The 12,919-nt window shown below is 65.3% G+C and carries 9 protein-coding genes, 2 tRNA genes and 1 pseudogene; 7 read left to right on the top strand and 5 right to left on the bottom strand.

The genetic code is table 11. The features are described from left to right. The first annotated feature begins 59 nt into the window (after positions 1-59). Both L1892_RS05000 and sthA read left to right on the top strand, forming a co-directional pair. Positions 60-995 (top strand): PE-PPE domain-containing protein, encoded by a 936-nt coding sequence (locus L1892_RS05000; protein ID WP_235722328.1) that lies wholly within the window; start codon positions 60-62, stop codon positions 993-995. 173 nt (positions 996-1,168) lie between these two features. Then, positions 1,169-2,620 (top strand): Si-specific NAD(P)(+) transhydrogenase, encoded by a 1,452-nt coding sequence (sthA, locus tag L1892_RS04995; RefSeq protein WP_235722393.1) that lies wholly within the window; start codon positions 1,169-1,171, stop codon positions 2,618-2,620. 83 nt (positions 2,621-2,703) lie between these two features. Here sthA and L1892_RS04990 read toward each other — a convergent pair whose 3' ends face one another. From L1892_RS04990 to L1892_RS04975, 4 genes and pseudogenes are all read right to left on the bottom strand, one after another. Further along, positions 2,704-3,447: a L,D-transpeptidase gene (locus L1892_RS04990; RefSeq protein ID WP_235722327.1), complete on the bottom strand. Its 744-nt coding sequence runs from the start codon at positions 3,445-3,447 to the stop codon at positions 2,704-2,706. Between the two features lie 209 nt (positions 3,448-3,656). Further along, positions 3,657-4,924 (bottom strand): annotated as a pseudogene (locus L1892_RS04985) (lipase family protein). A gap of 168 nt (positions 4,925-5,092) precedes the next feature. Next, positions 5,093-5,278 carry a hypothetical protein gene (locus tag L1892_RS04980; RefSeq protein ID WP_235722326.1) on the bottom strand — a complete coding sequence of 62 codons (186 nt, stop codon included), beginning with the start codon at positions 5,276-5,278 and terminating at the stop codon, positions 5,093-5,095. A gap of 103 nt (positions 5,279-5,381) precedes the next feature. Further along, positions 5,382-5,455: transfer RNA gene (locus tag L1892_RS04975), tRNA-Gly, on the bottom strand. A gap of 227 nt (positions 5,456-5,682) precedes the next feature. Between L1892_RS04975 and L1892_RS04970 the strand changes: the two genes are divergently transcribed. From L1892_RS04970 to clpX, 5 genes are all read left to right on the top strand, one after another. Next, positions 5,683-5,756: transfer RNA gene (locus L1892_RS04970), tRNA-Pro, on the top strand. An 81-nt stretch (positions 5,757-5,837) separates the two neighbouring features. Next, complete coding sequence (gene tig, locus L1892_RS04965; RefSeq protein ID WP_235722325.1) at positions 5,838-7,235, top strand: trigger factor; 1,398 nt, start codon at positions 5,838-5,840, stop codon at positions 7,233-7,235. Between the two features lie 265 nt (positions 7,236-7,500). Beyond that, positions 7,501-8,112, top strand: a complete 612-nt coding sequence (locus tag L1892_RS04960) for an ATP-dependent Clp protease proteolytic subunit (RefSeq protein ID WP_235722324.1) — start codon at positions 7,501-7,503, stop codon at positions 8,110-8,112. 53 nt (positions 8,113-8,165) lie between these two features. Beyond that, entirely contained in the window at positions 8,166-8,864 is a 699-nt protein-coding gene (locus L1892_RS04955) for an ATP-dependent Clp protease proteolytic subunit (RefSeq protein ID WP_235722323.1), read from the top strand. Between the two features lie 339 nt (positions 8,865-9,203). Beyond that, on the top strand, positions 9,204-10,484 hold the full coding sequence (gene clpX / locus L1892_RS04950; RefSeq protein ID WP_235722322.1) for an ATP-dependent Clp protease ATP-binding subunit ClpX: 1,281 nt from the start codon (positions 9,204-9,206) through the stop codon (positions 10,482-10,484). Between the two features lie 78 nt (positions 10,485-10,562). On the opposite strand, the gene L1892_RS04945 is transcribed toward clpX, so the two are convergent. After that, positions 10,563-12,884, bottom strand: a complete 2,322-nt coding sequence (locus L1892_RS04945) for an FdhF/YdeP family oxidoreductase (protein WP_235722321.1) — start codon at positions 12,882-12,884, stop codon at positions 10,563-10,565. Positions 12,885-12,919: the final 35 nt, after the last annotated feature.

The following is a 12,919-nucleotide window of genomic DNA, read 5'->3' as shown; positions in this document are numbered from 1 at the left end:
ACAGGGGCTCCTCAGTGTCGCTCATGCACTTTCACATCGATGCGCGCCATGATGGGATCATGAATGGGTTGACCGCATCGATCGACCAGGCCGATCGACATGTGACCCTGTTGGTGGTCGGCGGAACGGGCGAGTCGTTCGCGGGTGACACCCGTACGGAGGTGGGCGGCCTGCTGGCCGGCGTCACTCTCGGGCTCGATGCGCGGTTCCGGTGTCGCTGGGTTGGTTACCCGGCCAGCTACGGTCCGGCCCCCGATCTCGCCGGCATCAGCTATCTGCGCAGTGTCGAGATCGGCGTCGACAATCTGCGCACGGCCCTCATCCGCACGGAGGGCCCCGTTGCCCTCATCGGGTATTCGCAAGGGGCAGTGGTCATTCGACACGCACTGCGGCAACTCGCCGATGCTGACCACCCGGCGATCGCACGTGTGATCGCGGTGGGCTTCGTGGCCGACCCCCACCAGCCGCCGGGTGCGGTTCCCGGTTGTGCGGGGTGGGGAGTGGCCGGCGGTGGGCCGGAACTTCCGAGCGGGATCGACTACTTCTGGGTCGGCGCCGTCGAGGACATGATCTGTAACGCATCCTCGGACTCTTTCGTTCGCGACATCGCTGACATCACGCCGTCCCTCGCGGTGGGGTACTGGGGTGAATGGTTGTCGCACGTGTGGACAGTACTGCGACACAACACATTCCAGAACGCCGGCCGCACCTCCCTGGGGCTTCGGCAGATGGTCCGGGACGGGGCGCGGTTGGTTGCGGCGGCACGCGAGGTGCTCGGTTACCTGCCGAACACCCTGCGCTGGGGCACGATCGAGGTGCGCAACCGACGAGGTGGGCGACACACCTCGTATGCACGCGAACCCTATCGTCGGCACTCGCTGACCGATCCGTACACCACCGGATGCGAGGCGCTCGCCGCGTGGTTGCAGGTCTGCGCCACCTTCTCCGAGGTCGGTGAGGCCCACGAGGCCGGTCTCCGCGATCTGGTCGCGTGAGGGCAGACGGGAAACCTGCGCCGGGCGCCATTGCTTCGGTGGTGTTAAATCCCGCCGAACGAGTGGTTTTCGGGTCGTGACCTGAGCGTCGCTGCGCGAGACTGATCGGTGATCAGCAGCGTCGAGGGCCAGGTGTTCCGGTGCGTCGAGCACTCACCGACTGGAGATCAATTGTGGACCACTTCGACGTCGTCGTCATCGGCTCGGGTCCGGCAGGCCAGAAGGCGGCGATCGCGGCCGCGAAACTCGGCAAGCGCGCCGCGATCGTCGAACGACGCCACATGGTGGGTGGGGTGTGCATCAACACCGGCACGATCCCGTCCAAGACCCTGCGGGAAGCGGTGCTGTACCTGTCCGGACTCAACCAGCGAGAACTCTACGGCGAGTCGTACCGGTTGAAGTCCGACATCACCGTCGCGGATCTCTCGGCCCGGACGATGCATGTGGTGGGTAAAGAAATCGATGTCATCCAGAACCAGTTGGCCCGCAACTCGGTCGCCATGCTCATCGGTAACGCGTACTTCGTCGACGCGCACGAGATAGCGATCGAGGATGCGACGGGTGATCTCAAGCGGGTCACCGCCGACCACTTCGTCATCGCCGTCGGCACGCGTCCGGCACGTCCGTCCACGGTGGAGTTCGACGGGGTCACCGTCGTGGACTCCGACCAGATCCTGGCCATCGACCGCGTCCCCGGATCGATGGTCGTGGTGGGCGCCGGGGTCATCGGGATCGAGTACGCGTCGATGTTCGCCGCGCTCGGCACCAAGGTGACCGTCATCGAGCGACGACCGACGATGCTGGACTTCTGTGACCGCGAGATCGTCGAGGCGTTGCAGTATCAGTTGCGCGAGCGGGGCGTGACATTTCGGTTCGGCGAGCAGGTGCAGACGGTGGAGAACCACCCCTCGGGCACCCTCACGATTCTGGAGTCGGGCAAAAAGATCCCGGCGGATACGGTCCTCTACTCGGCCGGTCGGCAAGGGGTGTCCGACGAGCTGCGAGTAGAGGCGGCCGGCCTCACCGCCGATGCGCGGGGGCGGTTGAAGGTGGACGAACACTTCCGCACCACCGTCGATCACATCTATGCGGTCGGCGACATCATCGGTTTTCCGGCCCTGGCGGCGACGTCGATGGAGCAGGGGCGGCGGGCCGCCTACCATGCCTTCGACGAACCCGTCGGTGCGACCGATGCCGACCTGCAGCCCATCGGCATCTATGCGATCCCGGAGATCAGCTTCGTCGGTCGTACCGAAGACCAACTGACCACCCAGAACATCCCGTTCGAGGTGGGGGTGGCGAGGTATCGGGAACTGGCCCGCGGTGCGATCATGGGCGATTCGTATGGCCTGCTCAAGCTGCTGGTGCACGCCGAGGACCGGACACTGTTGGGAGTCCACGCCTTCGGCAGCAACGCGGCCGAACTGGTGCACATCGGTCAGACCGTGATGGGCCTGGCCGGTACGGTCGACTACCTGGTCGATGCGGTGTTCAACTATCCGACCCTGGCCGAGGGATACAAAGTGGCCGCCCTGGACGCGGTGAACAAGATGCGTGCGATCGCGCGGGTGCGCTCGGAGGGCCACCGGCTCGATCTGGACGCCGGGTCGCCGCTACCGGACTGACGATGGCCGGCCCGACGACAGCCCACAACACAGCTCAGGCCCGGACGACTGTCCGGGCCTGAGCTGTGTTGAGTGCGTTTGTTTCAGCTCCCGGGGATGTAGTCCGGGCCGATGGTTCCGCGGACCACTATCGGGGTGTCACGCGGGATGGTGTCGAACACCCACTTGCCGTTGGCGGTGCTCACGTTGATGCATCCGTGGCTCACATTGCTGCGGCCCTGCTGCTCCACCGACCACGGGGCGGCGTGGATGAAGATGCCGTCCCACGACATGCGGGTGGCGTACTCGACGTAGGTCCGGTAGCCCTCGGCCGAGTCGACCGGAACGCCGTACGTGGACGAATCCATGTACATGTCGCGGTAGCTCTCCTTGGTGTAGTAGACACCGTTGGGAGTCGGATGCTTGTCGGAGCCCATCGAGATCGGCATCGTCTTGACTTGATTGCCGTTGTGCCACCAGGTGATCTGGTGGGTGGCGTCGTCGGCCAGCGCGATCCAACCGGTCGAGGTCTTCACATTCGGGATCGCCGGACCCTTGGGCGTCTCCGGTGTCGACGGCGTCGGTTCCGGAGTCGGGGTGGTGGTCTGCGGCGTCGATGGGGTGCCGGGCATCTGCGGCACACCGGGGATGTTCGGGATCTCCACCGGGGGCAGGCCCGGGATCACGGTGACCGGTGCAGCACCCGCCGTCATCGGCAGCATGAGCATCACGGCAGCGGCGCCGATCACGGCGGCAACCGCACGTCGGGTCGTGCCGCGACGGGCGCGACGAGAAGTCTTCGATGTGAACACTGAGAGACCTTTGCAGTTTGAGTTACTGAAGCGCATCCCCCGGAGCGCGCAACCATCGTTACACAAACGTTGCCTTAGGGCCAAAGCCGAGCAGCGTAACAGTCGTCGAACGATGGACGTTGCGCTGGGTCTGAGGGTGAAGAGCGTGGTGGGCGGGTCGGACGACCCGCTCTGTGTGATCACCATCACGCCTCCTCGGCCGGGTCGCGCGCACGCGGCAACCGAACCAGCGCAGAGTCGGCAGCTCAGCAGGAGCTCGGTGCCGGTACGCCCTGGAACCGATCCTGCAGATACCGGAACGCCGGAAGCAAGCCGATGAGCGCGGCGGACAGGTGATCAGGTGACGGCGTCGACATCCGTTCGACCGGGAGTCCGGCGCGGCAATAGCGGTCAAGGGTGTGGTCGATGGAGGACACCGGGATCAGGGCGTCGGTGGGACTGTGCCACTCGAAGATCGGGGTGCGTGGGATGCCGCGGTAGAGCGACAGGCTGTTCTGTTCGACCACGCGGCGGGCCACAGGGTCATCGAAGATCGCCCGCCCGCCGACGGTGACCTGCTGGGCGTCGTGACCGGCGCCGAGTCGCAAGATGTCGTTCGTGCAGGCATTGCGCATACCCAGGTACATCTGTTTGCCCAGTGGTGACAGGTGCGCCACATCGGGATCTGCTTCGGATACTCGCGGGAGACTCCGATGGCGGCGGCGAAGGCCAGCCCGAACGCGGGATGCGGCGTGCTGTACCCCAGGCCCTCGGCCATCTTGAGCAGATTCATCGGCACCCCGCCATACGCGGCGCCCGCGATGTCGAGGTCGGGCGCGTAAGTGGGTGCCAGCGCGGCCGCCCACGCGGTGGCCATCCCGCCGCCGGAATAGCCGGCCAGACCGATGGGGCTGTCGGCGGACTTCGCGGGACCGAAGTCTTTCACCGCACGGATGTTGTCCAGCGTGATCTGACCACCGAGCTTCGCGGCCCCGTAGGCGCTGCGTGGTCCGAGGTGATCGGGGATCGCCACCGCCCACCCCTGTTGCAGCGCGACGTTGAGGCCGGGGGCCTCCCGGATAGCCAGGTTGGGGTCCTGGGTCCAGAGCGCCTGCGACGGTGCGCACTCCAGGCCGGTCGCGTTGATGATGTGCTGAAACGACAGCAGCGGCCCGTCGGCCGTCTTGCGGGTGGGGACCAGGACCGTCGTCACGGCCGCGATGGGCTCACCCTGACTGTCCGACGAGCGGAACGCCAACTGGTAGGTGCGCACATCGAAGAAGCCCGGCGGGTTCGGGCGATCCCGGGTGGCGATGATCTCGCCTGGTGCGAGGGAAGCCAGGTTCGGCGGTGCGTCGTAGAACCGGTCACGCAGCGGCGTCGGTAGGGCGACGTTGTCGGCGGTGGCGTTCGGGGCGCCCGCCAGCAGTCCGATGACGGTGGCGACGATGGCGGCCAGGATCAGAGGGCCACGCAATGCGGACGGCCCGGAGCGGTTGGTGGCACGTCGGTGCCCACCACGTGATTCGGTCATGGATCCCCCAGGGAAAATGCAGTGTCGGTTCTCGACGGACACCGACCCCCTGAGTCCCATCGTCAGTCCATTATCGGCCATCGGCCCGAAAAACCACAACGCCGGGTGCGAACTCGTCAAAGGCGAACCGCACGTGCACGTTGCGCGCGTGTGCCGGCCACCGAGCGGTCAGGCGGGCTGCGGGTGTTCGGTGCGCAGGTGACGGACCGGTTCCGAGCATGATTCGTCACGGCAGACGAGCATCACATCCACTCGTCCAGGACCGGAAGCCGAGTGCACCACATCCTTGCGGACATACAGATTGGCTCCGCAGCTCGGACACTTGCGCTGACTCTTGGCGTGGCTGGAAGACATGTCCCAAGCCTACGCCCACAGTGACGTCCATCACAGTCGTCTTGCGTAGCCAACTCGCCCGATGGAAGCGAAAGACCGGAGGCCCGAGGGACCTCCGGTCAGGTGGAGCGGGTGACGGGAATCGAACCCGCGTAGCTAGTTTGGAAGACTAGGGCTCTACCATTGAGCTACACCCGCGTGCCGCGTCACCTGGTGGGATCGCCATCGGCGTCGCGTGCGTCCAAGACTGTACCCAATGCGATGTCCCAACCAGAAATCGCACTCGGCGAGTCGCGTTTTGCCGGGTATCGGCGCGTTGCCGGTGCCCACCCGTTTAGGTGGTCGACAACCCGGCACGTACTATCTTCTGTTGGCCCTGCTCTGCGTTTCGTCGGTCATCGATCGGGCGTGGGACATCAGGCCACCGGGATGTGGCGCAGCTTGGTAGCGCATCCGCTTTGGGAGCGGAGGGTCGCAGGTTCAAATCCTGTCATCCCGACCGATGTGGTGGCGGCACGCCCGCGACAGATACGCACAGACCAATGACACCGACGCAGAAATGCAGATGTAAGGAGCAGGCGTGAAGAGCACCGTCGAGCAGCTCGGCCCGACCCGGGTGAAGCTCAATGTCGAAGTCCCGTTCGAGGAGCTGTCCGGCGAGTTCGACCGGACCTACCGTTCGCTGGCCCAGCAGATCCGTATCCCGGGCTTTCGTCCGGGCAAGGCGCCCGCCAAGCTGATCGAGGCTCGCGTCGGTCGCGACTCGATCCTCGCCCAGGTGGTCAACGACGCGTTGCCGGGCAAGTACTCGCAGGCCGTGGCAGAGACCGAGACCAAGGCGATCGGCCAGCCCGAGATCGATCTCGCCGAGCTCGTCTACGGCAGTCCCATCACGTTCACCGCCGAGGTCGACGTCCGCCCGGAGATCGAGTTGCCGGAATACTCGACCCTCGCGGTCGAGGTCGACACCATCGAGATCGATGACGCCGAGGTCGATGAGCAGGTCGAGGGGCTGCGTGCGCGCTTCGGCACACTCAAGGGTGTCGACCGCGGCGCGCAAGAGGGCGACTTCGTCTCCATCGACCTGGCGGCAACCGTCGACGGCGAGGTCGTCGAGGAAGCTTCCACCGAGGGTCTGTCGCATGAGGTCGGTTCCGGTCAGCTCATCGAGGGCCTCGACGAGGCCCTGGTCGGTGTCAAGGCCGGCGAATCGAAGGAGTTCACCACCACGCTGGTCGCCGGAGACCACTCGGGCGAGCAGGCGCAGGTGACGGTCACCGTGAACTCGGTCAAGGAACGTGAACTGCCCGAACTCGACGACGAGTTCGCCCAGATGGCCAGCGAGTTCGACACCGTCGCCGAGCTGCGCGACAGCCTTGTCGACCGGGTCAAGCAGTCCAAGAAGATGGAGCAGGCGAACGCGATCCGCGACAAGGTCCTCGAGGAGCTGCTCGCCAAGGTCGAGGTCCCGCTGCCGGAGAAGGTCGTCGCAGAAGAGGTCGAGGGTCAGCAGCATCAGATCGTGCACGCACTCGGGCACGACGACGAGCAGGTGGCAAAGTTCCTCGAGGCGCAGGGCAAGACTCGCGAGGAGTGGGACGCCGAGGCCCGCGAGGAGGCCGAGAAGTCGGTGAAGACCCAGCTGCTGCTCGACGCGATCGCCGATCAGCAGGAGACCGAGGTCGATCAGGACGAGCTCACCCAGCAGATCCTGTTCCAGGCCCAGCGCTACGGCATGCAGCCGCAGGAGTTCATCCAGCAACTGCAGAGTGCCGGCCAGGTCGGCGCGGTCTATGCCGACGTGCGCCGCGGCAAGGCGCTCGCCGGAATTGTCTCCGAGGTGACGGTCACCGACACCAGCGGCGCCACCGTGGACACCGACGAGTTCTTCGGTGCGGCCGATGAGGACGATGTCGCTGCAGACGCGACCGCTGGCGACGAGAACGAGAACGACGAGAACAAGAACGACGAGAACTGATTCATCGCACGAGTAGTGGGCACAACAGCCGGACCCGGGTCCCCATACCCGGTGGCCGGCTGTTCTGCTCTCAGCGAATAGGGGGCTTGTCGGGACTGTCCCTCCGGCGGCATTGGTTAGTGTCGGTGAGGACCTCGCGATGATGCTTTCGTGAGACCCCTAGGGTCGCCACGGCAGAACAAGTCATCGCAGACAAGCTGGACCGAGGAAACCGGTGGACGCGGTTTGTGACCGCACGTCACCACGACAGGCAAAGGTAGGAACAGTGAGTGAGCCGACGATCCACACGCCGACCCTGAGTTCGGGAGTGTCCGGGCTGAATCTGACCGATTCGGTGTTCGAACGACTGCTGCGTGAGCGCATCATCTTCCTCGGCACCCAGGTCGACGACGACATCGCCAACCGGCTGTGCGCGCAGATCCTGCTGCTCTCGGCCGAGGATCCGACCCGCGACATCAACCTCTACATCAACTCGCCGGGCGGGTCGGTGACCGCGGGTATGGCCATCTTCGACACCATGCAGCTCGCCGAATGCGATGTCGCCACCTACGCGATGGGTATGGCTGCGTCGATGGGCCAGTTCCTGCTGGCCGCCGGCACCCCGGGCAAACGGCATGCCCTGCCCCATTCGCGGATCATGATGCACCAGCCGTCGGCCGGTATCGGCGGCACCGCGGCCGATATCGCCATCCAGGCCGAGCAGTTCGCGGCCACCAAGAAGGAGATGAACCGGCTCAACGCCGAGTTCACCGGTCAGCCGCTGGAGAAGATCGAGGCCGACTCGGACCGTGACAAGTGGTTCACCGCGCACGAAGCGCTCGAGTACGGACTCGTCGACCACGTGGTCACCCGCGCGGGCTCGGTGACCCCGTCCTGAGCGCCGACCACGCACCGCAAACACGAGGCCACATCTCACCAACGGAGCAGCAGATGACCAACTCCTTCTCGCTCGACCACTTGCCCGCCGACGTCGCCGCCGGCATCCCGTCGTCGGCGCTGGCGATCAAGAGCATCGAGGCGCGCTACATCCTCCCGCAGTTCATCGAGCACACCCCCAACGGACAGCGCCAGTACGACCCGTACGCGAAGCTGTTCGAAGAGCGCATCGTGTTCGTCGGCACCCCGATCGACCAGACCGTCGCCAACGACGTGATGGCGCAACTGCTGGTGCTCGAGTCCCAGGACCCTGACCGCGACATCACGATGTACATCAACTCGCCGGGCGGCAGCGTTCCGGACATGTTGGCGATCTACGACACCATGCAGTACGTCCACTGCGACATCGTGACGGTCTGCCTGGGTGAGGCCGCCTCGGCGGCGGCCATTCTGCTCGCCGGCGGTACACCCGGCAAGCGCGCGGCGCTGCCCAATGCCACCGTGCTGATCCACCAGCCACGGACCGGCGGTGCCTACCAGGGTCAGGTGTCAGACCTGGAGATCCAGGCCGCAGAGATCGAGCGCATTCGCAACCGGCTCGACGAGATCTTGTCCCGCCACACCGGGCAGGACAAGGACAAGATTCGCAAGGACACCGACCGCGACAACATCCTGTCGGCGGATCAGGCCAAGGAATACGGCATCGTCGACGAGGTCTTCGAGTATCGCAAGAAGTCGATGAAGAAGGCCTGAGTCGGATCCGGCCCGCACGCACCTCGTCTCGACACGCCGGGTCGAGGTGCGTGCCCAACATGGTCGTCGGCAGTCATCCTGGACGTCTGCGCGGGAGTTCGATCGCCGTGCAGAAGCGGGAAGCCAGATGGCGGCGGCCATGACGCCCAGCACAACCAGATAGCGGACGACGACCGAAACTTCCGACACGACATTTGGCGTTATCGGTCGAAGTTCGAGCGGCGCGCGGGTACCGTCGGGTTATTGGGCGATCCGCATGCCGCACGGTCACCCATGCCCGGCTGCGCACGGTGAAGGTCCGTCGAATCGACCGGAGCAAGAGGAAGGTACGTACACGAGATGGCACGAATCGGAGACGGTGGCGACCTGCTGAAGTGCTCGTTCTGCGGAAAGAGTCAGAAGCAGGTCAAGAAGCTGATCGCCGGCCCCGGCGTGTACATCTGTGACGAGTGCATCGATCTCTGCAACGAGATCATCGAAGAGGAGCTCGCCGAGAACGGCGATGTGAAACTCGACGAGCTGCCCAAGCCGGCCGAGATCCGTGACTTCCTCGAGAACTACGTCATCGGTCAGGACACCGCCAAGCGGACGTTGGCCGTGGCGGTCTACAACCACTACAAGCGAATCCAGGCCGGTGAGAAGAAGGACTCCCGCACCGGTGAGTCGGTGGAGATCGCCAAGTCCAACATCCTGATGCTCGGTCCGACGGGCTGCGGGAAGACCTACCTGGCGCAGACCTTGGCGAAGATGCTGAACGTTCCGTTCGCCATCGCCGACGCGACGGCGCTCACCGAGGCAGGGTATGTCGGCGAGGATGTCGAGAACATCCTGCTCAAGTTGATCCAAGCGGCCGATTACGATGTGAAGCGCGCCGAGACCGGAATCATCTACATCGACGAGGTGGACAAGGTCGCGCGCAAGAGTGAGAACCCGTCGATCACCCGAGACGTCTCGGGTGAGGGTGTGCAGCAGGCGTTGCTGAAGATCCTGGAGGGGACGCAGGCCTCGGTGCCGCCGCAGGGCGGGCGTAAGCATCCGCATCAGGAGTTCATCCAGATCGACACCACCAACGTGTTGTTCATCGTGGCGGGTGCCTTTGCCGGTCTCGAGAAGATCGTGTCCGAACGAATCGGCAAGCGCGGGCTCGGCTTCGGTAACGAGGTGACCAGCCGCGACGAGATCGACACCACCGATCACTTCGCCGAGGTGATGCCGGAGGATCTCATCAAGTTCGGTCTGATCCCGGAGTTCATCGGTCGTCTGCCGATCGTCGCCTCGGTCACCAACCTGGACAAGGACTCCCTCGTCAGCATTCTGTCCGAGCCGAAGAACGCCCTGGTCAAGCAGTACACCAAGCTGTTCGAGATGGACAACGTGGAACTCGAGTTCAGCAAGGATGCGCTCGAAGCCGTCGCCGATCAGGCCATCCACCGCGGTACCGGCGCGCGCGGGCTGCGCGCCATCATGGAAGAGGTGCTGCTTCCGGTGATGTACGACATTCCCAGTCGAGACGACGTGGAGAAGGTCGTCGTGACCGGTGAGACAGTCCGCGACAATGTGCTCCCGACGATTGTCCCGCGCAAGAACAGCCGCGACGAGCGCCGAGACAAGAGCGCCTGACCCGCCTTCTCATCACCGCAACCCCCGGGAGTTCCGATGCCCCGGGGGTTGCGGCGTGTCGCGGGCGGACGCGCCGGGTCAGGTTGCCGTCCTGCTGGGTTCGAGCCGGATCACCACCGCTTTGGAGACCGGGGTGTTCGATTCCCGCGCGACCGATCCAAGCGGGACCAGGGGATTGGTCTCGGGATAATAGGCCGCGGCGTTACCCCGCGGGGTGGAGTACGCGATGAGTTCGAAATCGTCGACGCGACGTTCCTCGATGCCGGCCTCGCCCTCGTACTCGGAGATGATGTCGACGCGATCGCCCGCGTGCAGACCTGCGGCCGCGATGTCATCAGGGTGACACATGATGACCCGGCGGTTGCCTTTGATGCCGCGATAGCGATCGTCGTGGCCGTAGATCGTGGTGTTGTACTGATCGTGACTGCGCAGGGTCTGCAGGATCAGTTTTCCCTCCGGTACCCGTACCCAGTCGAGGGGATGCAGCGCGAAGTGCGCGCGGCCGTCCGGGGTGTCGAATTCGCGGCGATCGCGCGGGGGATGGGGTAGCACGAATCCGTCGGAGAGTCGGACGCGGATGTTGAAGTCCTCGAAACCCGGGATGACCCGAGAGATGTGGTCACGGATCAGGTTGTAGTCGCGGCGCAACTGTTGCCATGGCACCGGGTGATCGGGGCCCAGGGCGGCGGTGGCGAGATCGCAGACGATGCCGACCTCGCTGCGCAGGTGCGCCGACGCCGGTGGCAACGAACCGCGCGACAGGTGTACCACCGACATCGAGTCCTCGACCGACACCTGCTGTGCCACACCGTCGACAAGATCCTTGTCGGTGCGTCCAAGGGTCGGCAGGATGAGCGCGGCGCGACCGGTGGCCAGGTGGGATTCGTTGAGTTTGGTGCTCACCTGCACCGTGAGTGCACAGCGGGCCAGGGCGGCGCGGGTGAGGTCGGTGTCCGGTGCCGCGGACACGAAATTGCCGCCCATCGCGAAGAACACGCGGACCTCGCCGCGCGCCATCGCGCCGATGGCCGCCACCGTGTCATACCCGTGCTCGCGTGGAGAGTCGATGCCGAACTCGGCGTCCTGGGCCGCGAGGAAAGACTCGGGCATCTTCTCGAATATGCCCATCGTGCGATCGCCCTGCACGTTGGAGTGCCCGCGGACTGGGCACAGGCCGGCGCCCGGCTTACCGATCATCCCGCGTAGCAGCAGCACATTGGTGCCCTCGCCGATGGTGGCCACCGAATGCCGGTGCTGGGTCAGGCCCATTGCCCAGCACAGGACGACCCGGTCCGCCGAGGCCACCGCCTCGGCCAGGTCGCGGATCTGTGCGTACGTCAGTCCGGTCGCCGCAAGGATCTCGTCGACATCGACATCGTCGAGCGACCGAAGGTAGTCGTCGACCCCTGTGCAGTGGGCGTCGAGGAAGTCCTGGTCGAAGACGGTGCCCGGGGCGGCCCGCTCGGCGTCGAGCAACAGTCGCGCGACACCGCGGAACAGGGCCATGTCGCCGCCGAGACGGATCTGCAGGAAGTCGTCGGCGAGTTTCACGCCGTGCCCCACGACGCCACCGATCTTCTGCGGATCCTTGAACCGCATCAGACCGGCCTCGGGCAGCGGATTGATGGCGACGATCCGGGCGCCGTTGTGTTTGGCCTTCTCCAATGTCGACAGCATGCGCGGATGGTTGGTGCCGGGATTCTGACCGGCGATGATGATGAGATCGGCCGATTCGATGTCGGGCACGGTGACCGATCCCTTGCCGATGCCGATCGATGCGCCGAGCGCGGAGCCCGAGGACTCGTGGCACATGTTCGAACAATCCGGCAGGTTGTTGGTGCCCAGACTGCGCGCGAAGAGTTGATAGACGAACGCCGCCTCATTGCTGGTCCGGCCGGAGGTGTAGAAGACCGCCTCGTGCGGCGATGACATCGCCGAGAGTTCGTCGGCGATGAGCTGGTTGGCCTGTTCCCAGGACACCGGCCGGTAGTGTGAGTCACCCGGAGCGAGGTACATCGGGTGGGTCAACCGCCCCTGCTGTGACAGCCAGTAGCCCGACCGCTCCCGCAGGTCGTCCACCGAGTGAGCGGCGAAGAACTCCGGGGTCACCCGTCGCCGGGTGGCCTCCTCGGCGACCGCCTTGGCACCGTTCTCGCAGAACTCCGCATGCTTGCGGTGGCCGGGCGTCTCCGGCCAGGCGCACCCGGGACAGTCGAACCCGTTGCGCTGATTGAGTTTCGCCAGCGTGCGCGCCGTGCGGACCGGACCCATCTGCTCGAGCCCCCGCGCCAGAGCCACCGCGACCGCCGGGACCCCGGCCGCATGATCCTTGATCACTCCGGTGTCGGTGTCGACGGGTTCGGTGACGGCGATGTCGGTGGACTGGCTTTGACGGCTCATATTCCCATCTTGCCCCGAGTGGGCCGGACTGTCGG

The sequence above is a fragment of the Gordonia tangerina genome (assembly GCF_021556435.1).
Classification (GTDB): Bacteria; Actinomycetota; Actinomycetes; order Mycobacteriales; family Mycobacteriaceae; genus Gordonia; species Gordonia tangerina.
This window is presented reverse-complemented; position numbering and strand designations above follow the sequence as displayed.

Coding starts and splice junctions, on each gene's coding strand:
- L1892_RS04990 (WP_235722327.1), bottom strand. CDS start 3,447: ATGCGCTTCAGTAACTCAAACTGCAAAGGTCTCTCAGTGTTCACATCG.
- clpX (WP_235722322.1), top strand. CDS start 9,204: ATGGCACGAATCGGAGACGGTGGCGACCTGCTGAAGTGCTCGTTCTGC.
- L1892_RS04945 (WP_235722321.1), bottom strand. CDS start 12,884: ATGAGCCGTCAAAGCCAGTCCACCGACATCGCCGTCACCGAACCCGTC.
- L1892_RS04955 (WP_235722323.1), top strand. CDS start 8,166: ATGACCAACTCCTTCTCGCTCGACCACTTGCCCGCCGACGTCGCCGCC.
- L1892_RS04980 (WP_235722326.1), bottom strand. CDS start 5,278: ATGTCTTCCAGCCACGCCAAGAGTCAGCGCAAGTGTCCGAGCTGCGGA.
- L1892_RS05000 (WP_235722328.1), top strand. CDS start 60: ATGAATGGGTTGACCGCATCGATCGACCAGGCCGATCGACATGTGACC.